The sequence below is a fragment of the Streptomyces venezuelae genome (genome assembly GCF_008642355.1).
GTDB classification, from domain to species: domain Bacteria; phylum Actinomycetota; class Actinomycetes; order Streptomycetales; family Streptomycetaceae; genus Streptomyces; species Streptomyces venezuelae_B.
In genome coordinates, this window is the sequence record NZ_CP029193.1 from 2,381,058 (window position 1) to 2,406,060 (window position 25,003).

A 25,003-nucleotide genomic window follows, 5' to 3' on the forward strand; every position below is an offset into this window, starting at 1 on the left:
AGCTTGCCACCGCGCCTCGTCCGCGCGCCCCGGCTGTCCCTGGCAGAACCCGGCTCGATCGTTCGCGCGCTTCACTCGCACACCTAATTCGAACAGGAGTACCATTACGGTGTGCCTGCCACCCCAGCCCCCCATGACTTCCCGAGCGACCTCCTCGCCGGCCAGGAGGAACTGCACCAGGTCCGCTCCGTGCTCCTGGCGCTGCTCAAACGCCTGCCCTGGTCGGTCGAGCCCCACGACGGGTTCAGCGACTCCACCGGCTGGCGCAGAACGGAACGCCCCGCCTCCCCGGGGTGGACTCCGGAAGAGCAGGCCGAGGTGGAGGAACTGCGCGCGAAAGAGCGGGAGTTGGCCGTTTTCGTGACGTGCCACAAGTACTGGGAACAGGTCACCGGATCGGACAACGTTGCCGCGCGCGCCGCGCTCAAGCACGCCCACGAGACGCCGGACGAGTCCCTGTCCTCCTAGCCATTGACAGCCGCGGGAGGCGGGCGTTGACTCGCTACCAGCCACGCACGAGAGCCCCCTTCGAGCCACGGAGGTGCAGCCTTGAACGTCCTGATAGTCGTCGCGATCCTGGCCCTCTTCGGCCTGGGCTTCAGCCAGCCTCTGCTCTGGCTCGCCGCGGCGGCACTCGCTTTCTACCTGGTGCGCTTCTACGAAGGCGGCTCCGCCGCCAAGAAGAGCGGTTCGGGCAGCGGCGCCGCGAGCAGCAGTGGAGGCATGGGTGGAGGCGGCGGCAGCGGAGGAGGAGGCGGCGGCTACCCCAAGACCTACCGCGACTACCGCATCCGCAAGGAGCGTCAGGAACGCTGGGACCGCAGGTACCGCAGAACGCACCCGGGATCCGGCCGCTGACCCTGCCTCGCCACGAGACGACACGCAGGCCCGACGCCGCGAAGGCCCCCCGCCGGAATCGGCGGGGGGCCTTCGGCACACCGGCACGGTGTCCGCGCGCACGCGGGAGCTGAGACTTCGGCGCGTCAGTGACGCGGGCCCTGCTTCCGGTCGCGCCAGCCCTCGCCCTTCGCGCCGCGCTCGCCCTTGGCGCGGTCGTACTCGATCTGCTCCTTGCGGACCGTGTCCGAGACCTCTTCCGTCTCGGTGACCCGCTCCGTCTCGAGGCGCACGCGCTCGACCGGCACGGACTCCTTGCGGACGACCGCCTTCTCGGCGTGCAGGGTCACCTCGGCCTCGGCCTCGCCGATGGTCGCGCGCGTGCCGTCGCCCTCGCGGATGGGCTCGCGGACGACGCGGACCTCCTCGTGCGACAGCGGCACGGACGTCTTGACGTCCTCGGTGACGACGACCTTGCGCAGCCGCGCCTGTCCGACCACTTCCTCTTCCGTGCCGACGCGCAGCCGCTCCTCGGAGCGGATCATCTCGTCGGACTTGCTGTCGTCGCGCCCCGTCGAGCGGCTCGCGGCACCCGCTCCGACCATGCCCGCGCCCGCTCCCGCACCCGCCATGCCCTCGCGCTCACGCATGCCCTCACGGCCACGCATCCCGGCGGCCGGCGCACGACCGGCCGCGCCGCGGGTGGTCGACTCGGGCCGGGTCAGCCCGTAGTGGGCGTAGAGCTCGTGCTCCTCGCCCGGCTCGATGTGCTGGTCGGCGTCGATGCGGGGAGCGTCCTTGACGGCTTCCTTGGTCGTCGCCACGTGCAGCTGGTCGTCCTGGCGGCGGGCCCCGGCGAGCGGGACGAAGCTCTGCTTCATGCCGAAGAGACCGGTCTTGACGGTGACCCACTCGGGGCGGCCGCTGCGGTCGTCGAGATAGACCTGCTCGACGCTGCCGATCTTCTCGCCGGTGCGGTCGTAGGCCGTCAGGCCCGTGAGCCCGTCGGGGTTGGTGAAGCCTTCGCCCTGCGTCATGGGTGATCACTCCCTCGGAGCGCGCGACGGGCGATGTCGTTACTCGCCACGGCAGACGCGCGCTTCCCCTCCATCGCGCTCCGCCACACGGCACACCGCAACCAGGAAAGTGACGGAACGTACACGCAGCGCGCCGCGAACCCGCTTCGACGGCACGCCTGGGGCGATCGGCGCGATCTGGCCGCCGAGCGGCCGGTTAGCCCATTCGAGGTAACGCGGCGGAGCCCCCCACCACTGGATGGTGAGGGGCTCCGCCGCTGTACGACCCGGTGGGCGCGGACGGTTTCGAACCGCCGACATCCTCCTTGTAAGGGAGGCGCTCTACCCCTGAGCTACGCGCCCGGGAACGAGTGGACAGCCTACCTTGCCGCAGGCCGTGCCCCGCAAACCCCTTTTGCGTCGTCGGCGGGCGGGGCGACGGGAGGGCGGCGTTCGGGGGTTAACCCCACCTGGATCCGGTGGCGGCCCGGATCCTCCCGGCTCGGAGTGTTCCGTAGAGTCTGTCGGAGAGAGCAAGATCATCTCCAGGGGGAGTCCGTCATGGCCGCTGTCCGCACCCGACGTCCGCGCGACGCCCGTCGCCCACGCGCCGCCCGCGCCCTCGCCGCCGTCGGCGGAACCGTGGCCGTCGTCCTGCTCGTCGGGGCGTGCGGGGCGGACGCCGACGACGACACGGAGCCGGAGCAGCGGACGTTCACGCAGGCGGGCAAGACGCTGACCGTCGAGTCCAGCGACTCGTCGCTGGAGCTGGTCCCCGCGGGGCCGGGCGCCAAGGGCGTGAAGGTGACCCGATGGTTCCACGGCGAGACCGTGCTCGGTGGCGACCCCAAGGTGACGTGGGAGATGGACGGCGACCGGCTCAAGCTGGGCATGTCGTGCTCCGGCATCATCGCCAACTGCTCGGCGAAGCACCGCGTGGAGGTGCCCCGCGGGGTCTCCGTCAACGTCGAGAACAAGGATGGCCGGGTCACGGCGAGCGGGTTCCGGGACGCCATGAAGGTGCGTTCGCGGGACGGTTCCGTCACCGTCAAGGACGCACGCGCCGCGCTCGACCTGCACAGTTCCGACGGGGCCATCACCGTCGAGGGGGTCACGGGGGCCCTGGACCTGCGCAGCTCCGACGGGTCCGTCACCGCGCGCGACGTGACGTCCCGGCGCGTGGGCGTCGACGCCAGGGACGGGTCCGTGCGGCTGGAGCTGGCCGCCGTGCCGGACCGCGTCGAGGCCCGCAGCAAGGACGGTTCCGTCGACATCGCGGTGCCGGGCTCGAAGGACGGTGAGCGCGTCCGGTACGACGTGCGGACCGAGACCTCCGACAGCGCCGTCGACGTGTCGGTGCCCAAGGACGACAGCAGCCCCCACCACGTCTCCGTCCACAGCGCCGACGGCAAAGTCACGGTGCGCAGCGCGAACTAACGGGCCCGTGTATTCGTCCTTAACCGGTGGGAGAATGTGACACCGGGCAGGGCGGATGACAGCACGGGAGAGGGATAGTGACGGCGACACCTTCGCAGCCGTACACACCGGACAGCAGAGCAGGGGTCGGGAGCGCGCCGGGCACGGGCAGGGCACAGGGGGCGGCCGGGGTTTCCGCGGCTCGGGCCCCCCGTCCTTTCCGTAGGCGCGCACGCCGCGGCCCCCTGCACGACACCCTCGCTCTCGTCACCGCCGTCACCCTCTCCCTGCCCCTGCTCGCCCTCGCCGTCCCGGCCGCCTTCGCGGGCGGCGGCACCCGGCGCTGGTTCGGCGGGCGCGGCGAGAGTCTGCGGGCCGAGGCGCAGGCCGCGAAGGACGCCGCCGCCGCGGCCTTCTACGAACTGGACACCGCCCAGCGCGACCTCCGCATCTCCATCGAGACGATCGTCGCCGTCGACTCGTCGCCCGCGGCCCGGCGCGCCGTCTCCGACTTCGAGGCGATCGGGCACCGCATCGACGAGGTCAGCCACCAGTACATCAGCGCGGTGGACGCCCACGACCTGGACCGGGACGACCTGGAGTCCTCCGTCGCCGCCCGCGCGAGGACCGAGCTCACCGCCGCGAAGACGGAGCTGGGCAAGGCCAAGCAGGACCTGGAGCGCTTCCAGCAGGGCCTCGGGCCGCTCCTCGACAAGGCGGAGACACAACTCGCCCGGCTCGCACCCGCGGTGGAGCGGGCCCGCCAGACGCTGCTCGCCGCGAGCAACGCGCTCGACTCCGTGCGTGCGGCCGGTCTCAAGGCCGACGACCTCGCCGCTCGCCTCGCGGCCCTCGGCCGCGAACTGACCAAGCTCAACCAGGGCGCGGGCCGCCATGGCGTACCGGAGACGCTGCAGCGCGCCGACCGCGTCCTGCGCGACGCGGAGTCCGTGCGTGCCGAGGCCGAGCGCCTGCCCGAGCGGGCCGCCGAGATCGACCGGCGCCTGGTCTCGCTGCGCACCCGTGCGCAGGCCCTCACAACCCGTACGGGCCAGGTGGATCCGGTCCTCAGCGAGCTGCGGCGCCGGTTCACCGCCGCGTGCTGGCAGGACCTGCAGCACGTCCCCGACCAGGCCGCGGAGAACGTGCGCCAGGCCGAGGCCAAGCTGAAGGAGGCCCAGCAGGCGCGCGACGAGCAGCGCTGGCCCGACGCGACCTCGCGCCTCTCCACGGTCCGGGCACTCCTGAACACCACGGACGAGGCGGTCTCCGCGGCGGGCGACCGCCTGCAGCGGCTCAACGCGGTGTCGAAGGACCCGCAGCAGGAGATCGAGCGCACCCGCTTCGCGATCCGGGACGCGCAGCGCCTGGCGATGGCGGGCCGCCAGACACCCGAGCAGCGCCACGCCCGCCCGCTCGACGAGTCCGTGGCCCGCCTGGACCGTGCGGTCGCGTCCCTGGAGGGCCGCCACCCCGACTACTGGCACTTCCTGACCGAGACCGAGGCGGTCCGCACGACCGTGGCACGCGTGGTCGCGCAGATACGGGAGGAGCGGGGGCAGGGCGCCTGACGGCGCCGGACCTCCGCGCGCCACTCCCCGCACATTTGGCAGCGTCCCTCGGGTGCGGGTCCGTCGGGGCTGGTCGCGCAGTTCCCCGCGCCCCTTGACGGCACCTGGCGCCCCGCCCCCGTCTCGCTGAGGCCCCGCAGCCCTGGGGCCGTCCCTCGGGTGCGGGTCCGTCGTGGCTGATCGCGCAGTTCCCCGCGCCCCTTGACGGCACCTGGCGCCCCGCCCCCGTCTCGCTCAGGCCCCGCACGACTGCGTGCCGTCGCCCACCGGCGGGCTTGCCACCCGGGTCGTTCCGCCGCAAACGGCTGTGCGAATGTGGGCAGATGTTCGACTCTGCCCCGTCCTCTCCGTCCTCTCCGTCCTCCCCTCCCTCGCCTTCCTCGCCGTCCTTCCTCGCGGCTCTCCGGGCGCGGCGGCTCGTCGCCATTGTGCGCGGGTCCGACCCCGACGCCTCCTTCCGTACGGTGATGACGCTGGTGGAGTCCGGCGTTCCCCTCGTCGAGGTCTCCCTCAGCGGTGCCGACGCGCCCGGCGTGCTGCGGCGGGCGCGAGCGGAGCTGGGTGCGGACGCGTGGCTCGGCGCGGGTACGGTCCTCACCGCCGACGACGCGCACCGCGCGGCCGACGCGGGTGCGAACCTCATCGTCACGCCCGGTCTCGGCGCGGGCGTCGACGAGGCCGTCCGCCTCGGCCTGCCCGTGCTCGGCGGCGTCCTCACGCCCACCGACGTCATCGCGGCCCGCACGGCGGCGGTGACGGCGCTGAAGATCTTCCCCGCGTCGGCGATGGGTGGCCCCACCTATCTCAAGGCGTTGCGCGCCCCGTTCCCGGACGTCCCGTTCGTGCCGGTCGGCGGCGTCGACGCGGTGGCCGCGGAGGCGTACCTGGAGCTCGGCGCGGTCGCGGTGGGCGTCGGCTCACCGCTGATCGGCGACGCGGCCGACGGCGGCGACCTGGACGGGCTGCGCGGGCGGGCGGCGGAGTTCGTACGGGTGACGGAGGAGGCGGCGACCCGATGAGCAACGCGCCCGACGTCCTCACTTTCGGCGAGACCATGGTCGCCCTGCGCGGCAACGGCCCCCTGAAGCTGGGCGGTTCCATGGACGTGTCGGTGGCCGGCGCCGAGAGCAACGTCGCCATCGGCCTGTCGCGCCTCGGCCACGCCGTGCGCTGGTCGGGGGCGGTCGGTGACGACGAGGCCGGTGAGCTGGTGCTGCGCACGCTGCGCGCGGAGGGCGTCGACGTCGGCGCCGCGACGCGGGATCCGTCGGCGCCGACGGGGCTGCTCCTCTTCGAGCCCCGGCTGCCCGACGTGACCCGCGTGCACTACTACCGGGCGGGCTCGGCGGGCTCGCGGCTGACGCCCGACGCCGTGGACGCGGCGTTCGCGGCGGGGGCGCCGCGCGTCCTGCACCTCACGGGCATCACCCCGGCCCTCGGCCCGTCGGCGGCGGAGGCGTGCCGACGGGCCCTGCGGCTCGCCCGCGACCACGGCACGCAGGTCTGCCTGGACGTCAACTTCCGTTCACGTCTGTGGAGTTCCGACGAGGCGTCGGCGGAGCTGTGCGGGTGGCTCCCCCACGTCGACGTACTCATCGCCTCCGACGACGAACTCCCCCTGTGCCTCCCGTCCGCCAGAACGGCCTCCCCCGAGCCGGAGAAGACCCTCCTGGCCGGGGGAATCCGCGAACTCGTGGTCAAGCTCGGCTCCCGGGGCGCCACCGTCCACACGGCCGACAACACGCTGCACTCCCCCGCGCGGCAGGTCCACGCGGTGGACGCGGTAGGGGCGGGCGACGCGTTCGTCGCCGGTTACTTGTCGGCGCTGCTCGACGGCGCGGACGTGGCGACCCGCCTGGACCGCGCCATCACGACGGGCGCGTTCGCGGTGGCCTCCCGAGGCGACTGGGAGGGAGCCCCCACGAGAGCGGAACTACGGCTGCTGTCCGCGGACCCGGGAACCGTGGTCCGCTGACAGCGGGGTCACGGCTGCGGCGCAGGCCGCGGTGGACCGCTCAGGGGCGCGGGGAACCCGGCGACCATCCCCCACGCACCCGCAGCTCACCGACTCAGCCGCAGCATCCACCCCCACAGCATCCGCCCCCGCCCGCCGCAGGCGAGGGCGACGACGACGCCGAACCCCCCACCGCCACCGTCGACAGAAGCTTCACCGTGTCCCCGTGCCCCGCGGGGCACGTCGCCGGAGCGGAGGACTCCGCCATCGGACGCGACAGCTCGAACGTGTCACCACAGGACCGGCACCGGTACTCATAACGAGGCATGGCCCCAGGCTACTGGGGCCTCACCGCAGAGAGGAACGCCCCGGCGATCTTCTCCCCCGCCGCGATCCCCCGCTCCGGCAGCACCGTGAGCCCCGCCGCCACGAACCCCGTGTCCGCGAGCTCCCCGTGTCCCGGCCTCCAGGACCGGTCCGCCGCGAGGAGCAGGTCCGCGTCGAGCAGCGAGTCGCCCGCGGCGAGGATCTCGTCCGCCCCGGCCCGCCGCGCGACCTCCCGCACGGCCGCGCTCTTGGTGAGCGGCTTCGGTACGGCGTACAGCTTGCGGCCCTGCAGCGAGACCGTCCAGCCGCGCTCCTCCGCCCAGACGGCGAGCTCCTTGACCCACTCCTCGGGCAGCAGTGCCCGTTCGACGACGAGGTACGCGAAGAGGTCCTCGGCGACGCGTTCCTTGAGGAGCCACGCCGGGTCGGCGGTCCGCACCAGATGGCCGCGGACCTCGTCGAGCGTCGCGCACTCCGCGGCGAGGCGGCGGGCGACGGTCGCCTGCCAGTCGGGGTCGGACACGCCGTCGACGAGCAGGTGCCCGCCGTTGGCGCAGACCGCGAACTTCGGCGCGGGGCCGGGGAGGTGGATGCGCCCGTACTGTTCGCGCGTGCGCGTCGTGGTCGGCACGAAGACGCCCGTGCGGGCCAGCTCCGCCAGCAGTCCTGCGGCGGTCTCGGTGACGTACGACAGCGGTTTGCCCTCGTACACCTCGACGCACAGCAGCCGCGGCGCCTGCGCGTCCGGCATGGTCAGGCCGAGCGCGGCGGTGGAGTAGATGAGGGTGCGGTCGAGGTCGCTGGCGACAACAGTTGTCGGGGTCGGGGTCATCGGGACGACACCGCCTTGCCGTCCGCGCCCGTCGCACCGCGCGTGTACTGGGGGTGGATCAACCCGACGCAGGTGTAAGGGAGTTCGTCGACCTCCTCGACCGGCACGCCTCGCTGCTCGGCGAGCAGGCGCACGTGGTCGAGGTCCGCGCCCGCGCCCTTGCGGGCCAGGATCTTCCAGGGCACGCGGCGCAGCAGCACGCGCGTCGTCTCGCCGACGCCCGGCTTGACGAGGTTCACGTCGTGGATACCGTACTCCTCGCTGATCCGCTCGACCGCCGCCCAGCCCTCCCAGGTCGGCGCGCGGTCGGCCGAGAGCAGCTCCTTGACGCGTACGTCCACCGCGTCCGCGACCTCGTCGAAGCGCGCGGCGACCGCGTCGACGAAGTGCCGGGACACGTCGGCGTCGGCGAGCTCGCGGTAGAACTTGCCGCCGTGGAAGTCGTCGGGGCCGACCAGGTCGGCGCGGAGGACGGTACGCGAGATCAGGCCGGAGACCGTGGAGTTGAGGCAGGCGGAGGGGATGAGGAAGTCCTCGCGGGTGCCGTAGGTGCGGACACACGAGCCGGGGTCGGCGAGCACGGCGATCTCGGGGCTGAAGCCGGCGGGACCGCCCGCGGCCTCGAACTCCCGCACCGCGTCCGCGAGTTCACGGGTGATCGCGCCCTTGCCGGTCCACCCGTCGACGAAGACGATGTCGGCCGGGTCGTGGTGGGCGGCGAGCCAGCGCAGGGCGTTGGCGTCGATGCCGCGGCCGCGGACGATCGACACGGCGTAGTGCGGCAGGTCGAGGCCGTGCCGGTGCGCGGCCCAGCGGCGCATCAGGACGCCGACGGGCGTGCCCGCGCGGGCCAGGGAGACCAGGACCGGGCGCGGCGACCGCTCGGCGAGGACCGTCTCGGTGACCGTGCCGACGGCGTGCGCGATGCGCGCGGCCGAGGTGTCGAGCGCGGCGTGGAACAGCTCCTGGTAGCGCTCGCTCGGCTGGTACTCGACGGGCAGCGACTCGGCGTAGTGCGCGCCACCGCTCTGTATCGCCTCCTCGCGTTCCTCCGTGGGCGCTTCGAGCGTCACGTCCGAGAGGTCCTGGAGCAGCCAGCCGACGTCTTCGGGGGCGTACGAGGAGAAGGCGGGGCCACGGAGTGGCTCGGGAAGCATGCGGGACCTTTCGGAGACGTGCTCAGGTGCGCACTCAGGTGTGTACGACGGGACCACGGCCAGCAGGACGTGTCCGGTGTGTGCGGCGAGCTGCGCCAACAGCCCGTCCGGGGCGTGCAGTTCGGGCGTGTCGGCGACCGAGTCCACGACCACGACGACCGCGTCGAAGCCGGCGCCCGCGACGTTGTAGGCGTACCGCGTGCCGGGCCCGTCGGCGGGATCGTCGTGCGCGGGGAAGGCGAGGCGGGTGCGGATCGCGTAGCCGGGGTCGTCCACGGCGAGGACGGGTGAGCGGGTCGTGGTGGAGAACCGCACCTCCGCGCCGGTACGCCGCTCCAGCTCGACGCCGAGCGCCAGCGGCGCGTACATGAGCTCTTCGAAGCCGAGGACGAGTACGCGACCGCTGCGCGCGCTCTCCGGCAGCGCGTCCGCGATCCGGGCGGCCATGCCGGGCAGCGCCGCGTCGAGGGCCGCGCGGTGCGCGGGCGTGAAGCCGTGCCGCCCGCCGTCGGGGACACCCGCGGGCCAGCCGAGCTCGACACGGCCGACGCGGTCGACGTGACCGATCGGGCCGCGCCCCTGCCGGGGCTGCGGGAGGGGCAGCGCGGCAGCGTCCTCGTGACCCGCGTGGCCCTCGTGCTCGGCGACCAGCGCCTGCCCCTTCTCCAGGACGCCGTCGGGCAGCCGCACCGTGCCGGACGCGGCCGCGACGAGGTCGACGTGCGCGCCGATCTCGCGGGCGAAGCCGTCGAGCCGCCCCTGGTCCTCCGGCGAGCGCATGTCGACGAGCGCCACGATGACGTACCGCTCGCGCGGGAAGCGCTCGTGGAGGGCGCGGACGGTGTTCAGGACGGTGTTGCCCGTGGAGAACTCGTCGTCGACGAGGACGAGCGGGCCGTCCCCGGCGAGCAGCCGGGGATCCTCGGGCAGCAGCAGGTGCGACGTGGCGTGCGAGTGGGACTCCTCGAAGCCGCCCGCGCGCGCGACACCCTCGACGGGGCGCCGGGTGGAGTGCAGGTAGGGCGCGAGGGCGACGCCGTCGGCGACGGCGTGGCCGAGGCCCGTCGCGGTCTCCGCGTAGCCGAGGACGACGGCGCGCCCGGCCTCCTCGTCGCCGAGGAGGTTCCGCACCCGGACGCCGAGGTCGTGCCCGGCCGCGTACACGACCGACGGGAGCTGCGGGACGTGCTTGCCCAGGACGTTCGACACCAGCAGGTGGGCCCGCTTGGGGTTGCGGCGCAGGGCGAGGCCGAGCATGCCGCGCAGCGCGTCGTCGCCGTCGAGGACGACGCCGAGCCGCTCGGCGACCCAGCTCCCCGACCACACCGGCGCGTCCGGCACCGCGTTCCCGTCCTCGTTGTTCTCGTTCTCGTTCTCAGATATGTGCGTCATGTCCCTCTTGTTCATCAGCCGGGCAGCCCGGCCGTCAACAGCTCCACGAAGCCGACGTCCTCCCTGGCGACGCCGAAGACCTCGGCGCGGCGCAGGGTCCGCTCGGCCCAGGCGCGGTGCGGCTTCACCTCGTTCATCTTGTTCGTGTACGAGGAGCGCAGGACCCCGCCGCCGCCCCGCTCCGGGCGCAGGATGTCCTCGGCGTCGCTGAACTCCTCGTGACTGACCACGGAGAGCGCGTGCACGGGCAGCACGTGGGAGGGGTGGATGCAGGTCTTGCCGAGCAGACCGTTGGCGCGGTCGAGCTCGATCTCGCGGAGCAGGCCGTCCATGTCGTGCTCGATGAGGGCCTGGCGGAGTTCCTCGGCGCGGCTCTCCAGAAAGGGGCTGCGGCGCAGCTGCGGCTTGAACATCCGCTCCTGTACGCGGAAGTACTCCCAGACCGGTCCCGTCACGGTGAAGCCGGTGCCGTCGGCCCTGCCGAGGACGTTGACGACGTCGGCGATGACGGAGGCGACGATCTGCACGTCGTACGCGGTCATGTCCGGCGGCCTGCGCAGTCCGTACGCCGAGCAGAAGTCGGTGACGCCGAGGCGCAGCGCGAGGATGCGGTCGCGGTACTTGTCGACGGTGCGGGCTATGCCGGAGAGGGTCTCGGCGCGGCTCTCCAGGTGGAGGAGCTCGGGCGACTCCAGGACGGGCATGGCGAAGAGCCGCCGCGCCGGGCCGTCCGGCCCCGACGGAAGCTCCGCCTCCGCGGCCATCAGCGCCTCCAGGAACGGAACGCCGCGCTCCTCGGTGAACTTGGGCAGGACGAATCCGGACAGCAGCCGGATGCTCGGGCCGAGTCTGCGGACCAGGTCGGGTATCTGCTCGGCGGCGCGGACCCGGATGAAGAGCAGCGGCGGCTCGACGCCCCGCTCCGCGAGGTCGGCGAACTGCCGGACCAGGTTCTCCTCGGCGTCGGCGACCTCGGCGTCGTCGATGGAGTCCTCCAGGCAGACCACCATGGAGACCACACCGCGCGCGGCCTGTTTCAGGATGTCCTCGGCGAGCCGGGGACGGGTGGCCGGGCTGTAGAGCGTGGCGCCCAGGGCGGGCGCGAGCAGGTGGGGCGGGGAGTCCGCGGTGAAGGCACACGGCTCCCGGTGGAAGAGGCGGTGCCGCACCTCTGGGGCGATATGCCCGAAATGACGCATGTGATTCCCTGCTATCGCCTGTTTCGTCGACGTGGGCCGTTCTGATGTGGCCGGTAATAGTACGTAGAGACGGGTGCCGGGGGTTCCCTCCGGGCATGAACTTCAGGTAACCCGGCCATGTCACACATGCTCACCACACAACCGTCGCACGCTCGCACCACCCGCAGGTCAGGAGCATGGTGACGCGGCCGGGACCTTGGGCCCCCCGCGTTGTCCCACCCCTGCGGGGGAAGGCAGGATGACCGCATGACGCACGCGATGTTGAAGGGGTCGAACGTCCCTCTCGAAGCCTCGGCCGTCCGGGCCGTGCTGCGCTGGACCCCCGGACAGGGCGTCCCCGACGTCGACGCGTCGGCGCTGCTGCTCGGCGGCGACGGGCGGGTGCGCTCGGACGAGGACTTCGTCTTCTACAACCAGCCGCGCCACCCGGCGGGCAAGGTCTGGCGGCTCGGCAAGAAGCGGACCGCGGAGGGTCTGACGGACACCATCCAGACGGACCTGGCGGGCATGGACCCGGCCGTCAGCCGCGTGCTCCTCGCCGCGTCGGCGGAGGGCGTCGCCTTCGAACACGTGCCGGCGCTGCGGATCCTGCTGTACGACGCCACCGTCACCGACGGCGAGCCGCTCGCCCACTTCGACATCACCCCGCAGACCGGTGAGGAGACCGCGCTGATCTGCGGGGAGCTCTACCGCCGTGGCGAGGGCTGGAAGTTCCGCGCCCTCGGCGAGGGGTACTCCAACGGCCTGGAGGGCCTCGCCTCCGACTTCGGCATCTCCGTGGACGACTCGGACTCCGCGGCTCCGGAGCCCTCGCCCTCGGCATCCTTCCCGCTGCCGCCCCAGCAGCCCATGCCGCAGCACCAGCCCGCCCCGCAGTCGCCGCCGCAGCCCTCGTACGGCTACCCGCCCGAGCCGCCCCGGCACCCGGCGCCCCAGCCCTCCTACGGCTATCCGCCGGCCGCGCCCACCCAGCCGACCCCGGTCGTGCAGCCGGCCCCCGTCGCCCAGCCGTCGTACGGCTATCCGCAGCCGGTGGCCCCGATGCCGGACCCGAACTTCCGGCTGCCTCCGCAGGGGCCGCAGTTCCTGTCCCGCTGACGGGGCCCGCACGGGTCAGCCCACCTTGGACTTGTAGCCCCGGCCCCACTGGAGCCCCCAGCCGTACAGCCGGTCGAGCTCGGCCTGGAAGCCGTAGACGAACTTGACCTCGCGGCGCACGATCAGTTCGTCCTTGACGTTCTCGATGGAGACCACGGCGCACGAGCGGGCCTGCGGCTGCCGCTCGTCCAGGTCGATCTCGATCCGGGGGCCGTTGCTGGGGTAGAGCGTGACCTTCGCGTGGGTACGGTCGAACGCCGGCGTCTGGTCGTAGATGTACACGAAGACCAGCAGCCGCTTGATCGCCTCGCGGTGGTCGAGGTTCACGTAGAGCGTCTCGCCCGAGCCCGACCCGAACCGGTCGTCGCCGCTGCCCTTCACATACGGCGGGGAGTTGAGGCTCCCGAGGAAGTGGCCCAGCGGCTGCACCACGCCCTTGTCGCCGTCGGCCAGCTCGTACAGACAGCCCAGGTCGAGGTCGACGTTGACCATGCTCTGCGTGTGCGCCTGGACCGGCTCGGGCCGGAACATCTGGAGGGGGTGCCGCAGCAGGCCGCCGCCGCGCGGCTTGCCGATGAGGTCGGACGTCCGCATCTGCCAGGACAGGTTGACGCGCAGGTTGCCGGTGGCCGCGCCCTGTTTGGAGAGCGAGACCGTCGGGTGCCGCTTGGTCAGTTCGATGGAGTTGGTGGCGGCGCTGCCCGATTCATAGTCCGTCGAACGCCCACGCCACAGTCCGTCCCAGAAGGACATTCCGCCCCCAAGTGCCCTTGTGCCGCCTACGAATACCGACGGGGCGGCCATGAGGACATCTCCTCGACGGCCGCCCCGCACAGAGCGTTCCTCGCCTTGGCCGTCGTCACACTCCGGGAACCGGAATCGGACAGCGCGGTGAGGGAATCGGTCAGTCTCAGACGCCCGAGGAGACCTCCGCCTTGTCTCCGGAGCTCCCTTGCCCCTCGGCCGCCGCGATCCGCTTGTTCCTGATCACCGACGAGATGAAGGACCAGGCGATCAGGATGACGCCGACGGAACCGGTGATGACCTCGTGGATCTCGTACTGGATCGTGACCAGGAGGATCACGGCGAGGGCGCCGATCGCGTAGTGCGCGCCGTGCTCCAGGTACACGTAGTCGTCCAGGGTGCCCTGGCGGACCAGGTAGACCGTGAGGGACCGGACGTACATGGCGCCGATACCGAGGCCGAGAGCCATCAGCACGATGTCGTTGGTGACGGCGAAGGCGCCGATGACACCGTCGAAGGAGAACGACGCGTCCAGGACCTCGAGGTAGAGGAACATGAAGAACGCGGCCTTGCCGGCCAGGACGACGGCAGGAACCTTCTTGCCCGACTTCGCGGCGGCTTCCTCCTGCTCGTGCTCGCGCTCCTCCTCTTCCTCGAGCTTGTTCTCGAAGTAACTGGAGAGGCCGCCGACCACGAGATACGTGATCAGACCCGCGACACCCGAGATGAGGACGGTCTGCGCCTTGTCCACATGCACGCCGCCGTGCTGGTGGGCGTGGGTGGCGACGGTCATGGCGGAGATCAGGAGCACGACGAGCGCGATGCAGACCGACAGCATGTCGACCTTGCCGAGCTTGGCGAGCGGACGCTCCAGCCAGCCCAGCCACTTGATGTCCCGGTCCTCGAAGATGAAGTCGAGGAAGATCATCAGCAGGAACATGCCACCGAAGGCGGCGATCGACGGGTGCGCGTCGGTGACCAGCTGCTGGTACTGGTCCTTGTCGTTGAGCGCGAGACGGACGGCCTCGATCGGGCCGATCTTGGCGCTGACGGCCACGATGACGACGGGGAAGACCAGCCGCATGCCGAAGACCGCGATCAGCACACCGATGGTGAGGAAGATCTTCTGCCAGAAGGCATTCATCTTCTTCAGGATTCCGGCGTTGACCACCGCGTTGTCGAAGGACAGCGAGATCTCGAGGACGGACAGGATCGCCACGACGCCGAAGCCTGTCCACCCCCCGTAGAACACCGCGGCGACCAGGCCGAGCGCGGTGACCGCGAACGACCAGCCGAAGGTTTTCAGAAGCACTGGCTACCCAATCGTGTGTGTACGGGCTCCCGTGTAGCGGTCTCCCCCGCGCCGGTCCCCTGCTTTACGAAACGTTGACCCCGAAGTCTAGAGCGATACCGCGCAGACCCGACGCGTACCCCTGCCCGACTGCACGGAACTTCCACTCTCCCCCGTACCGGTACACCTCGCCGAAGATCATCGCCGTCTCCGAGGAGGCGTCCTCACTGAGGTCGTAACGGGCGAGTTCCTGGCCGTCCGCCTGGTTCACGACGCGGATGAACGCGTTGCTGACCTGGCCGAACGTCTGGCCCCTGTTGTCCGCGTCATGGATCGAGACCGGGAAGATGATCTTGTCGCAGTTCTCCGGGACCTTGGAGAGGTCGATCAGGAGCGACTCGTCGTCGCCGTCACCCTCGCCCGTGAGGTTGTCGCCGGTGTGCTCGACGGAGCCGTCGGGGCTCTTCAGGTTGTTGTAGAAGACGAACCACTCGTCGCCGAGGACCCGGCCCGCGTTGCACAGCAGCGCGCTGGCGTCGAGGTCGAAGGGGGCGCCGGTGGTGGAGCGCGCGTCCCAGCCCAGGCCGACGAGGATCTGGGTGAGGTTCGGTGCGGCCTTGGAGAGGGAGACATTGCCTCCCTTGGCGAGCGTGACGCCCATGGTGAAGTCCTCCCCGTGGTGAACGGAAACCCCCGGACAGCGGTGACCGCGCGCGGGGTGGTGAGCGTGAGCACGTCCGGCGCCGCACCTCGAAACTGTGCGGCGCCGGACGGAGAGCGCTGGGGCGTGCTCGGCTCAGACGTTGACGCCGAAGTCCTGCGCGATGCCGCGCAGACCCGAGGCGTAGCCCTGGCCGACCGCGCGGAACTTCCACTCGGCGCCGTGGCGGTACAGCTCGCCGAAGACCATGGCGGTCTCCGTCGAGGCGTCCTCGGAGAGGTCGTACCGCGCGATCTCCGCGCCGCCCGCCTGGTTCACGACGCGGATGAACGCGTTGCGCACCTGGCCGAACGACTGCTGGCGGTTCTCCGCGTCGTAGATCGAGACCGGGAAGACGATCTTCTCGACGTCGGCGGGGACCGCGGCCAGGTCGACCTTGATCGCCTCGTCGTCGCCCTCGCCCTCACCGGTCGTGTTGTCACCGGTGTGCTCGACGGAGCCGTCGGGGCTCTTCAGGTTGTTGAAGAAGACGAAGTTCTGGTCACTGCTGACCTTGCCCTCCGCGTTCGTCAGGATCGCGCTTGCGTCGAGGTCGAAGTCCGTACCGGTGGTGGTGCGGACGTCCCAGCCGAGGCCGACCAGAACCGCGGTCAGGCCCGGCGCCTCCTTGCTCAGCGATACGTTGCCGCCCTTGCTGAGGCTGACTCCCACGAGTCCTCCCAATTGGTGTCCAGGGGCGGGGAGCCCCAAGCGTTGCGTTGCCATCGGATCAACGTGTGGATCCTAGTGACCGGTTCCCGGCCGCGAGCGAAAACAGGGCTTGCTCAGAGCGTTTCGAGCGCCTCGACGTACTCGTTCAGGTCACGCGCGTCGGGCAGGTCGTTGACGACGGTCCAGCGCACCACGCCCTCCTTGTCGATGATGAAGGTGCCGCGCACCGCGCAGCCCTTCTCCTCGTCGAAGACGCCGTACGCCCGCGAGACCTCGCCGTGCGGCCAGAAGTCGGAGACCAGCGGGTACTCCAGGCCCTCCTGCTCGGCGAAGACGCGCAGCGTGTGGATGGAGTCGTTGGAGACGGCGAGCAGCTGGGTGTCGTCGTTGACGAACTTCGGGAGCTCGTCGCGGAGCGCGCAGAGCTCCCCGGTGCACACGCCGGTGAAGGCGAACGGGTAGAACAGCAGCACCACGTTCTTCTCACCGCGGAAGTCGGACAGCCGCACGGTCCGGCCGTGGTTGTCCTTCAGCTCGAAATCCGGGGCCTTGGTGCCGGCCGCGATTCCATCGAGCGCCATGTGTACGCATCCCTTCGACGGGGCCCATTCGAATGGGGCTGTTCGGGTGACCCCACCCTACGTCCGCGCGTTCCCCGCGGCCCGTACCCCACGCATGCGCGAGGCTCCCCGCCGACCAGCAGGTCGGCGAGGAGCCTCACCAGCACTCGTTCCGGCGGAGCGCTATCGCTTCTTGGCGGCGCCCTTCGGCGTGAGGAGACGGCTGCCGCTCCAGTCCTTGCCGGCGTTGACGCTCTTGGTCGCCGACAGACCCGCGGTGGTGGCCGCCTCGCCGATCTCGCTCGGCTCGACGTAACCGTCACGACCGGTCTTCGGAGTCAGCAGCAGGATCGAGCCGCCCTCCTCCATGTACGCGATGGCATCCACCAGCGCATCAGTCAGGTCCCCGTCGTCCTCACGGAACCAGAGCACCACGGCGTCGGCCACGTCGTCGTACTCCTCGTCGACGAGCTCAGTGCCTGTGGCCTGCTCGATGGCCTCGCGGAGCTCCTGGTCGACGTCGTCGTCGTAGCCGATCTCCTGGACCACCTGGTCGGGCTGGAAACCAAGCCTTACGGCCAGGTTCGTCTCCGCGTGGTCCGCGGTCGCGCTCACGGATTGCCTCCTGATCATGTTTTTGGGAATGCCTGTCAGCCACGCGCGTGCGCGGGGCGTTGGCCGTAGTCCACACGGGCGGGACCGATCGCGCAAGTACCCGGCCGCCGAGACCGCCGAAACGGTGACGTTCCCGACCGTGTCGCCGCAACTGTCGCCACATCCGTACGAGACCGAACGGCTCTGCGAAGCGGTTAGGCAGGATGGGCGTATCGTTGCGATTTGGGCCGAGCCTACCCCAGGGACGGCCGACCGGGCGTCTCGGTTACCTCTCGGTAGACATGACGTTTGCGTCCGCGAGGTACACGATGGGGAGCGGTGCAAGGCCAGGCATGACCCAGGCGAGAGCCCCAACAGCGAAGGAACAGCGTGGCTTCCGGATCCGATCGCAACCCGATCATCATTGGCGGCCTGCCGAGTCAGGTCCCGGACTTCGATCCCGAAGAGACCCAGGAGTGGCTCGACTCCCTCGATGCCGCGGTCGACGAACGCGGCCGTGAGCGGGCCAGGTACCTGATGCTCCGGCTGATCGAGCGCGCGCGGGAGAAGCGCGTCGCCGTGCCGGAGATGCGCAGTACGGACTACGTCAACACGATCGCCACCAAGGACGAGCCGTTCTTCCCCGGCAACGAGGAAATCGAACGCAAGGTCCTGAACGCCACCCGCTGGAACGCCGCGGTGATGGTCTCGCGCGCCCAGCGCCCCGGCATCGGCGTCGGCGGCCACATCGCCACCTTCGCCTCCTCCGCCTCGCTCTACGACGTGGGCTTCAACCACTTCTTCCGCGGCAAGGACGAGGGCGACGGCGGCGACCAGATCTTCTTCCAGGGGCACGCGTCCCCCGGCATCTACGCCCGCGCCTTCCTCCTCGACCGGCTCTCGGAGGAGCAGCTCGACGCGTTCCGCCAGGAGAAGTCGAAGGCCCCCAACGGTCTCTCGTCCTATCCCCACCCGCGCCTCATGCCGGACTTCTGGGAGTTCCCGACCGTCTCGATGGGCCTCGGCCCGCTCGGCGCGATCTTCCAGGCCCGCATGAACCGCTACATGGAGGCGCGCGGCATCGCCGACACCTCCAAGTCGCACGTGTGGGCCTACCTCGGCGACGGCGAGATGGACGAGCCCGAGTCGCTCGGCCAGCTCTCCATCGCCGCCCGCGAGGGCCTGGACAACCTGACCTTCGTCGTCAACTGCAACCTGCAGCGCCTCGACGGTCCGGTGCGCGGCAACGGCAAGATCATCCAGGAGCTGGAGTCGCAGTTCCGCGGCGCCGGCTGGAACGTCATCAAGCTGGTCTGGGACCGCAGCTGGGACCCGCTGCTCGCGCAGGACCGCGACGGCGTCCTGGTCAACCGGCTCAACACCACGCCCGACGGCCAGTTCCAGACGTACGCGACCGAGACCGGCGCGTACATCCGCGAGCACTTCTTCGGCGACGACCACCGGCTGCGCGCCATGGTCGAGAACATGACCGACGAGCAGATCCTGCACCTGGGCCGCGGCGGTCACGACCACAAGAAGGTCTACGCGGCGTACGCGGCGGCGAAGGCCCACAAGGGCCAGCCGACGGTGATCCTCGCGCAGACGGTCAAGGGCTGGACCCTCGGCCCGAACTTCGAGGGCCGCAACGCCACGCACCAGATGAAGAAGCTCACGGTCGACGACCTCAAGGGTTTCCGCGACCGGCTGCACATCCCGATCACGGACAAGCAGCTGGAGGGCGGCGCCCCGCCGTACTACCACCCGGGCCGCGACTCCGAAGAGATCCAGTACATGCACGACCGCCGCAAGGGCCTGGGCGGTTACGTCCCGACCCGCGTCGTGCGCTCCAAGCCCCTCCAGCTCCCGGAGGACAAGGCGTACGCGGCCGCGAAGAAGGGCTCGGGCCAGCAGTCGATCGCCACCACCATGGCGTTCGTCCGCATCCTGAAGGACCTCATGCGGGACAAGGAGATCGGCAAGCGCTTCGTGCTGATCGCCCCCGACGAGTACCGCACCTTCGGCATGGACGCGTTCTTCCCGAGCGCGAAGATCTACAACCCGCTCGGCCAGCAGTACGAGGCGGTGGACCGCGAGCTCCTCCTCGCGTACAAGGAGTCGCCGACGGGCCAGATGCTGCACGACGGCATCTCGGAGGCGGGCTGCACGGCGTCCCTGATCGCCGCCGGTTCGGCCTACGCGACGCACGGCGAGCCGCTGATCCCCGTCTACGTCTTCTACTCGATGTTCGGCTTCCAGCGCACCGGCGACCAGTTCTGGCAGATGGCCGACCAGCTCGCGCGCGGTTTCGTCCTCGGCGCGACCGCGGGACGCACGACGCTGACCGGTGAGGGGCTGCAGCACGCGGACGGCCACTCGCAGCTGCTGGCCTCCACGAACCCGGGCTGCGTCGCCTACGACCCGGCGTTCGGCTACGAGATCGCGCACATCGTCAAGGACGGCCTGCGCCGGATGTACGGCCCCGACAGTGAGGACGTCTTCTACTACCTCACCGTCTACAACGAGCCGATCCAGCACCCGGCCGAGCCCGCCGACGTGGACGTCGACGGCATCCTCAAGGGCATCTACCGCTTCAAGGCGGGCGAGCAGGGCGCCATCCCGGCGCAGATCCTCGCGTCCGGTGTCGCGGTGCCGTGGGCGGTCGAGGCGCAGCAGATCCTGGCCTCGGAGTGGAACGTCAAGGCGGACGTCTGGTCGGCGACCTCCTGGAACGAGCTGCGCCGCGAGGCGGTGGACGTGGAGCGCCACAACCTCCTGCACCCGGAGGAGGAGCAGCGCGTGCCGTACGTGACGCGGAAGCTGTCCGGCGCCGAAGGGCCGTTCGTGGCCGTCTCGGACTGGATGCGGAGCGTTCCGGACCAGATCTCCCGCTGGGTTCCCGGTACGTACCAGTCGCTCGGCGCGGACGGCTTCGGCTTCGCGGACACGCGTGGTGCGGCCCGCCGTTACTTCCACATCGACGCGCAGTCGATCGTGGTGGGCGTGCTGACCGAGCTGGCGCGCGAGGGCAAGGTGGACCGCTCCGTCCTGAAGCAGGCGGTCGACCGCTACCAGCTCCTCGACGTCGCGGCGGCCGACCCGGGTGCGGCGGGCGGCGACGCGTAGCCGTTGCGGCACGCCCGGCAGGGCACATACGGAAGCCGGAGGGCGACGGGATGGGATCCCGTCGCCCTCCGGCTTTCTTCCCATGTCACCCGCGGGCCCGTCAGGACTCGTCCTGCGTCGCGCGATCCGGCCGACTCCGCGACCCCGTACGGCCGCGTGAGCCGGGGAGCTTGCGCCTGGTGCGTCCGGGGCCCGCCACCCTCCGGGTACCCGCCTTCAGCTCTCCCAGACCTTGAAGGCCCGGATGCGGTACGGCGATTCGGGTGCCCAGGTGCCGCCGCCGGGGTACGTGTCGAACTCGCCGGTCTCCGCGCACTCCGCCGACTGGTACGTGGTGACGGGTCGTCCGGTGCGGTTGGCGAGGGCCTGCGCGCTGCCCCCCTCCGGCAGCGCGGTGCAGCTCTCGATGTCGATGTCCGACAGCTCGTACACCTGGCGTGCGCCCTTGAACTGCGCCTTCTGCCAGAGACAGAGCTCTCCGGGGCCGCAGGCGCGCAGCGTCGGCGGGGCGGCGGCTCCGGCGTGGGCGGGTGTGAGGATGACGGCGGCGAGTGCGGCTGCCGTGACGGCCGCGGGCATGGTCGTACGCATGTGTCGAACCCCCGTGTGCTGCGGATCTTCTGATTGCTCGGTTCTTCTGACCGCACTGTGGACCCGCTTGTCGGCGCGCCGGAAGGGGTACGGACGCCGCTCATCCTGATAGGCGAAAGCCCCCCAGGATGTCCCTGAGGGGCTTTCCCTGATCCCCGGGGGGGGGCTCAGATGTGACCGACGCCCGCGCCCGCCTCCGCGTTGTCGCCGCGCTTGGTCAGGAACGCGACGAAGACCGCGACCACGGCGACGCCGGTGGCGACCAGGCAGGCCATGCCCATGCCCGACATGAACGTGTCGTGCGCGACGGTGGTGATCTGGTCGGCGACGGACGGCGGCGCCTTGGGCGGCACCGGTGCCACGCCGACCTGGACGGCCTCCGCCGCCTGGTCGAGCTGGGCCTCGCTGAGCGGCGGGAGCTTCGCGTCGGCCCAGTTCTCGGGCAGGTCGCTGTCGACCTTCGAGGCCATGACGGCGCCGAGGACGGCCGTGCCGAGACTGCCGCCGATCTGCATGGCGGCCTGCTGGAGGCCGCCCGCGACGCCGGAGAGCTCCATCGGCGCGTTGCCGACGATGACCTCGGTGGCGCCGACCATGACGGGGGCGAGGCCGAGGCCGAGGAGGGCGAACCAGACCGACATGAGGCCGCTGCCGGTGCCGGCCTCCAGCGTGGACATGCCGTACATGGCGATGGCGGTGCAGAGCATGCCTCCCGCCAGCGGGATGCGCGGACCCATCTTGGTGATCATGGCGCCCGCCAGCGGCGAGCCGATGATCATCATGCCGGTGAGCGGCAGCAGGTGCAGGCCGCTGTCGACGGGGCTCATCCCGTGCACGTTCTGCAGGTAGAAGGTGACGAAGAACAGTCCGCCCATGAACGCGATGGCCATGAGCACCATCAGGACCACGCCGGCGGAGAGCGGCACCGAGCGGAACAGGGCCAGCGGGACGAGCGGCTCCTCGACCTTCGACTCCCAGACCGCGAAGAGCGCGAAGCTCACCACGGAGGCGCCGATGAAGGTCCAGGTCAGGCCCGCGCCCCAGCCCCACTCCGGGGCCTTGATGAGCGCCCAGACCAGGCAGAACATGGCCGCCGAGAGCAGCGCGATGCCGACGACGTCGAAGGACTTCGGCGCGTTCTCCGCGCGGTGGTCCTTGAGGATGACGATGCCGAGCACCAGGGCGATGACGCCGACGGGCACGTTGATGAAGAAGACGGACTGCCAGCTGACGTGCTGGACCAGGAGGCCGCCGAGGATCGGGCCGCCGGCCGTGGAGGCACCGATGACCATGCCCCAGATGCCGATGGCCATGTTGAGCTTCTCGGCCGGGAACGTCGCCCTGAGGAGGCCGAGCGCGGCGGGCATCAGCAGGGCTCCGAAGAGTCCCTGGAGCACGCGGAAGGTGACCACGAACGCGATGCTGTCGGAGAGGCCGATGGCTCCGGAGGCGGCGGCGAAGCCGACCACGCCGATGAGGAAGGTCTGCCGGTGGCCGAAGCGGTCGCCCAGCTTGCCCGCGGTGATCAGCGCGACGGCGAGCGCGAGGAAGTAGCCGTTGGTGATCCACTGGACGTCCGCGAAGGTGGCGCCGAGGTCCTTCTGGATGGCCGGGTTGGCTATCGCCACGATGGTGCCGTCGAGGGCGACCATCATCACGCCGATCGCCACGGCGAACAGCGTCAGCCAGGGGTGGCCACGGAGCCCCTTGGCCGGGGCCGGACCGGATGCCGGTTCCGGCGCCTTGTCCGCCTTGTCGACGGTGATCTGACTAGTCATACCGGGAGGCTAGTGACAGCGGCTGACAGTTGACAAACCATTTCGCATGCCGGTCACTGTCACATCGCTCACAGGTATGGTGAACTGGGAAAACGCGACGAAGAACGCGAGCGGTGCGCGAGGAAGAGGGCCACGGTGTGAAGACGACCCAGCCGGCGACAGGACTGCGCGAGCTCAAGAAGCAGCGCACCCGCGACACCCTCCTGCGCGTGGCTCTCGAACTCTTCACGACCAAGGGGTACGAGGAGACGACCGTCGACGAGATCGTCGAGGCCGTCGACGTCTCGCAGCGCACCTTCTTCCGCTACTTCGCCAACAAGCAGGAAGCCGCCTTCGCCGTCCAGGAGATGATCGAGGCGCGCTTCGTCCAGGCCGTGCGCGACCGCCCCGCCCACGAGGCCCCGCTGGAAGCGCTGCGCGGCGCCGTCCTCGGCACCTGGGAGGCGATGGGGCAGTCCATCGAGGAGGTCGTCCCCGTCGAACTCCACATGCGCACCTACCAGATGATCGAGTCGACGCCCGCGCTGCTCGCCGTCCACCTGCGCCGCTCCATCGAGACCGAGGACGAGGTCGCCCGCGTGATCGCCGAGCGCGAGGGGCTCGACCTGGAGACCGACCCGCGGCCGCGCGTGGCGGTGGCCGCGTTCAGCGGGGTCATGCGGATCACGGGACGCCAGTGGGGCGCGGGCCAGGACACGAGCCCCGAGTCGATCCGCGCGCTGACGGAGACGTATCTCGACCACCTGGGGCCCGCGTTGGCGGAGGGCTGGCGCGGCACACACAGAGCGTGACCCCTCGCGGCACATGCGCCCGCTATGCCTCGATTCACCCTTCAGAAACGTGATCTGCACCACGCGATGCACGGTAAACATCACGGTTCTCCTAGGGTGTTCCGTAGTGACTTCCTTCGACTCCTCCCCTCAACTCAACGCATGGCGCGCTCTGCTCGCGCTGGCCGTCGTGTTCGTCATGCTGGCGACCACCGGCTGGACCGCCGTGCGCCACAACAAGGACAACGCGTCGCCCCTGCAAGCCGCGCTCTCCGCCTGGGAGCGGGGAAGCATCGACGGGCGCGCGCTGCCCGACGCCGATGCCCCCGCGGGCCGGCTCGCCCGATTCTTCGCCTCCCTCGACGGGCACCAGCGCCACCGGCTCGCCGGCCGCTACCCGCTCGCGGTCGGCAACATGAACGGCGCGCCCGCCACGCTCCGCTACCGGGCGAACCGCATCGCGCTGGGGCAGGCCCGCAAGGTCGAGCGTGAACGGATGCACGACAAGCGCCTCTCCCCGCTGGGGCAGCAGGAGGCCGAGCGCAGGATGAAGCGGTTCGGCGTGATGATGCGCCCGGGGCGCCAGGTCCTCGCCTTCGACCCGATGGGCTCCGGACGCATGGCGGAGGTCTTCGGAGACCTGGACAAGGCCCGCCGCGTCTCCGTCGTCGTGCCCGGCGTCGACACCAACGTGCTGACCTTCGAGCGGACGTTCCGCAAGTACTCGGCACCGGTGGGCATGGCGAAGTCGCTCTACCGCGCGGAGCGCGCGGTCAGCCCACGCGCGCGTACCGCCGTGATCGCCTGGGCCGACTACACCGCGCCCGTCGGCATCGGCGTGGACGCGGCCACCGCCATGCGCGCCGAGGACGGGGCCACCCGCCTCGAAGCGCTGGTGCGCGGCCTGCCCGGCCGTACGCCGGTCGCGCTGTACTGCCACAGCTACGGCTCCGTGGTGTGCGGTGTGGCCGCGCGGAACCTGCCCCCGCGGGTCACGGACATCGCGGTGGCGGGAAGCCCCGGCATGCGGGCCGACTCGGCCTCCCAGCTGGGCACGGGCGCCCGGGTCTGGGCGACCCGGGACGGCGACGACTGGATCCAGGATGTCCCGAACATGGAATTCGGCGGGCTCGGCCACGGCGCCGACCCGGTGGCCGAGGGCTTCGGGGCGCGCGTGTTCTCCGCGGCGGGCGCGCGGGGGCACACCGGCTATTTCGAGCCGGGCACGGAGAGCCTGCGGAACTTCGCCGAAATCGGGACTGGTTCGTACCACGCGGTGCGGTGCGCGAGCGGGGACGGTGCCTGCCGGAAGAACATTTCCGGTGGGGCAGCGGCCTGACGCGCGTAGAAATCGATGAAACAGCGGCCCGCCGCGGGAGGG

23 protein-coding genes and 1 tRNA gene are annotated in these 25,003 nt (G+C 71.0%); 10 read left to right on the forward strand and 14 right to left on the reverse strand.

Translation table 11 applies throughout. The features are described 5' to 3' along the window. Nucleotides 1-111 precede the first annotated feature (111 nt). Both DEJ47_RS10990 and DEJ47_RS36395 read left to right on the forward strand, forming a co-directional pair. Nucleotides 112-468, forward strand: coding sequence for a hypothetical protein (locus DEJ47_RS10990; RefSeq protein ID WP_150167312.1), 357 nt, complete (start codon nt 112-114; stop codon nt 466-468). Between the two features lie 81 nt (nt 469-549). Then, nucleotides 550-858 carry a hypothetical protein gene (locus DEJ47_RS36395; protein ID WP_161236499.1) on the forward strand — a complete coding sequence of 103 codons (309 nt, stop codon included), beginning with the start codon at nt 550-552 and terminating at the stop codon, nt 856-858. 125 nt (nt 859-983) lie between these two features. On the opposite strand, the gene DEJ47_RS11000 is transcribed toward DEJ47_RS36395, so the two are convergent. Both DEJ47_RS11000 and DEJ47_RS11005 read right to left on the reverse strand, forming a co-directional pair. Continuing rightward, nucleotides 984-1,874, reverse strand: a complete 891-nt coding sequence (locus DEJ47_RS11000; RefSeq protein ID WP_150167314.1) for a PRC and DUF2382 domain-containing protein — start codon at nt 1,872-1,874, stop codon at nt 984-986. 270 nt (nt 1,875-2,144) lie between these two features. Next, a tRNA-Val gene (locus DEJ47_RS11005) sits at nt 2,145-2,216 on the reverse strand. Between the two features lie 198 nt (nt 2,217-2,414). Between DEJ47_RS11005 and DEJ47_RS11010 the strand changes: the two genes are divergently transcribed. The 4 genes from DEJ47_RS11010 to DEJ47_RS11025 all read left to right on the forward strand — a co-directional run bounded on the left by DEJ47_RS11010 (nt 2,415) and on the right by DEJ47_RS11025 (nt 6,815). Then, the gene (locus DEJ47_RS11010) at nt 2,415-3,290 is read left to right on the forward strand and encodes a DUF4097 family beta strand repeat-containing protein (RefSeq protein ID WP_150167316.1); all 876 of its coding nucleotides are present in this window, start codon (nt 2,415-2,417) and stop codon (nt 3,288-3,290) included. Between the two features lie 77 nt (nt 3,291-3,367). Next, complete coding sequence (locus DEJ47_RS11015; RefSeq protein WP_150167318.1) at nt 3,368-4,840, forward strand: hypothetical protein; 1,473 nt, start codon at nt 3,368-3,370, stop codon at nt 4,838-4,840. Between the two features lie 323 nt (nt 4,841-5,163). Further along, nucleotides 5,164-5,859, forward strand: a complete 696-nt coding sequence (locus DEJ47_RS11020) for a bifunctional 4-hydroxy-2-oxoglutarate aldolase/2-dehydro-3-deoxy-phosphogluconate aldolase (RefSeq protein WP_150167320.1) — start codon at nt 5,164-5,166, stop codon at nt 5,857-5,859. Then, nucleotides 5,856-6,815, forward strand: a complete 960-nt coding sequence (locus tag DEJ47_RS11025) for a sugar kinase (protein WP_150167322.1) — start codon at nt 5,856-5,858, stop codon at nt 6,813-6,815. The genes DEJ47_RS11020 and DEJ47_RS11025 overlap by 4 nt, the downstream gene beginning before the upstream one ends. Before the next feature lie 94 nt (nt 6,816-6,909). Here the strand turns inward: DEJ47_RS11025 and DEJ47_RS11030 are convergent, their stop codons facing one another. Genes DEJ47_RS11030 through DEJ47_RS11045 form a run of 4 tightly spaced genes read right to left on the reverse strand, consistent with a single transcriptional unit; the run spans nt 6,910 to nt 11,701 of the window. Further along, entirely contained in the window at nt 6,910-7,122 is a 213-nt protein-coding gene (locus DEJ47_RS11030) for an FmdB family zinc ribbon protein (protein ID WP_150167324.1), read from the reverse strand. Between the two features lie 9 nt (nt 7,123-7,131). Next, on the reverse strand, nt 7,132-7,953 hold the full coding sequence (locus DEJ47_RS11035) for an HAD family hydrolase (RefSeq protein WP_150167326.1): 822 nt from the start codon (nt 7,951-7,953) through the stop codon (nt 7,132-7,134). Then, on the reverse strand, nt 7,950-10,502 hold the full coding sequence (locus tag DEJ47_RS11040; protein WP_150167328.1) for a phosphoribosyltransferase: 2,553 nt from the start codon (nt 10,500-10,502) through the stop codon (nt 7,950-7,952). The genes DEJ47_RS11035 and DEJ47_RS11040 overlap by 4 nt, the downstream gene beginning before the upstream one ends. Nucleotides 10,503-10,516: 14 nt before the next feature. Then, nucleotides 10,517-11,701, reverse strand: coding sequence for an HpcH/HpaI aldolase/citrate lyase family protein (locus tag DEJ47_RS11045; RefSeq protein ID WP_150167330.1), 1,185 nt, complete (start codon nt 11,699-11,701; stop codon nt 10,517-10,519). 246 nt (nt 11,702-11,947) lie between these two features. On the opposite strand from DEJ47_RS11045, the gene DEJ47_RS11050 reads away from it, so the two are divergent. Further along, a complete protein-coding gene (locus DEJ47_RS11050; protein WP_150167332.1) occupies nt 11,948-12,799 on the forward strand; it encodes a TerD family protein in 852 nt (283 codons plus the stop codon). Nucleotides 12,800-12,814: 15 nt separating this feature from the next. Here DEJ47_RS11050 and DEJ47_RS11055 read toward each other — a convergent pair whose 3' ends face one another. From DEJ47_RS11055 to DEJ47_RS11080, 6 genes are all read right to left on the reverse strand, one after another. Then, nucleotides 12,815-13,552 (reverse strand): Tellurium resistance, encoded by a 738-nt coding sequence (locus tag DEJ47_RS11055; RefSeq protein ID WP_150167335.1) that lies wholly within the window; start codon nt 13,550-13,552, stop codon nt 12,815-12,817. A 157-nt stretch (nt 13,553-13,709) separates the two neighbouring features. Next, a complete protein-coding gene (locus DEJ47_RS11060; RefSeq protein ID WP_150167337.1) occupies nt 13,710-14,855 on the reverse strand; it encodes a DUF475 domain-containing protein in 1,146 nt (381 codons plus the stop codon). Nucleotides 14,856-14,919: 64 nt separating this feature from the next. Then, on the reverse strand, nt 14,920-15,495 hold the full coding sequence (locus tag DEJ47_RS11065; protein WP_150167339.1) for a TerD family protein: 576 nt from the start codon (nt 15,493-15,495) through the stop codon (nt 14,920-14,922). Between the two features lie 135 nt (nt 15,496-15,630). Continuing rightward, nucleotides 15,631-16,206, reverse strand: a complete 576-nt coding sequence (locus DEJ47_RS11070) for a TerD family protein (protein WP_055545611.1) — start codon at nt 16,204-16,206, stop codon at nt 15,631-15,633. 113 nt (nt 16,207-16,319) lie between these two features. Beyond that, entirely contained in the window at nt 16,320-16,787 is a 468-nt protein-coding gene (locus DEJ47_RS11075) for a peroxiredoxin (protein ID WP_150167341.1), read from the reverse strand. Between the two features lie 162 nt (nt 16,788-16,949). Beyond that, nucleotides 16,950-17,381 carry a DUF3052 domain-containing protein gene (locus tag DEJ47_RS11080; RefSeq protein WP_150167343.1) on the reverse strand — a complete coding sequence of 144 codons (432 nt, stop codon included), beginning with the start codon at nt 17,379-17,381 and terminating at the stop codon, nt 16,950-16,952. A 369-nt stretch (nt 17,382-17,750) separates the two neighbouring features. Here DEJ47_RS11080 and aceE point away from each other — a divergent pair, with 369 nt between their 5' ends. Further along, nucleotides 17,751-20,483 (forward strand): pyruvate dehydrogenase (acetyl-transferring), homodimeric type, encoded by a 2,733-nt coding sequence (gene aceE, locus DEJ47_RS11085; protein WP_150167345.1) that lies wholly within the window; start codon nt 17,751-17,753, stop codon nt 20,481-20,483. Nucleotides 20,484-20,699: 216 nt separating this feature from the next. Here aceE and DEJ47_RS11090 read toward each other — a convergent pair whose 3' ends face one another. Together DEJ47_RS11090 and DEJ47_RS11095 are read right to left on the reverse strand one after the other, a co-directional pair. Beyond that, nucleotides 20,700-21,074, reverse strand: a complete 375-nt coding sequence (locus tag DEJ47_RS11090) for a peptidase inhibitor family I36 protein (protein ID WP_150167347.1) — start codon at nt 21,072-21,074, stop codon at nt 20,700-20,702. Nucleotides 21,075-21,241: 167 nt separating this feature from the next. After that, nucleotides 21,242-22,729 (reverse strand): MFS transporter, encoded by a 1,488-nt coding sequence (locus DEJ47_RS11095; RefSeq protein WP_398334535.1) that lies wholly within the window; start codon nt 22,727-22,729, stop codon nt 21,242-21,244. 260 nt (nt 22,730-22,989) lie between these two features. On the opposite strand from DEJ47_RS11095, the gene DEJ47_RS11100 reads away from it, so the two are divergent. Together DEJ47_RS11100 and DEJ47_RS11105 are read left to right on the forward strand one after the other, a co-directional pair. Beyond that, nucleotides 22,990-23,643, forward strand: coding sequence for a TetR/AcrR family transcriptional regulator (locus DEJ47_RS11100; RefSeq protein ID WP_223828306.1), 654 nt, complete (start codon nt 22,990-22,992; stop codon nt 23,641-23,643). Nucleotides 23,644-23,749: 106 nt separating this feature from the next. Further along, on the forward strand, nt 23,750-24,961 hold the full coding sequence (locus DEJ47_RS11105; RefSeq protein ID WP_150167351.1) for an alpha/beta hydrolase: 1,212 nt from the start codon (nt 23,750-23,752) through the stop codon (nt 24,959-24,961). The last annotated feature ends 42 nt before the right edge of the window (nt 24,962-25,003 follow it).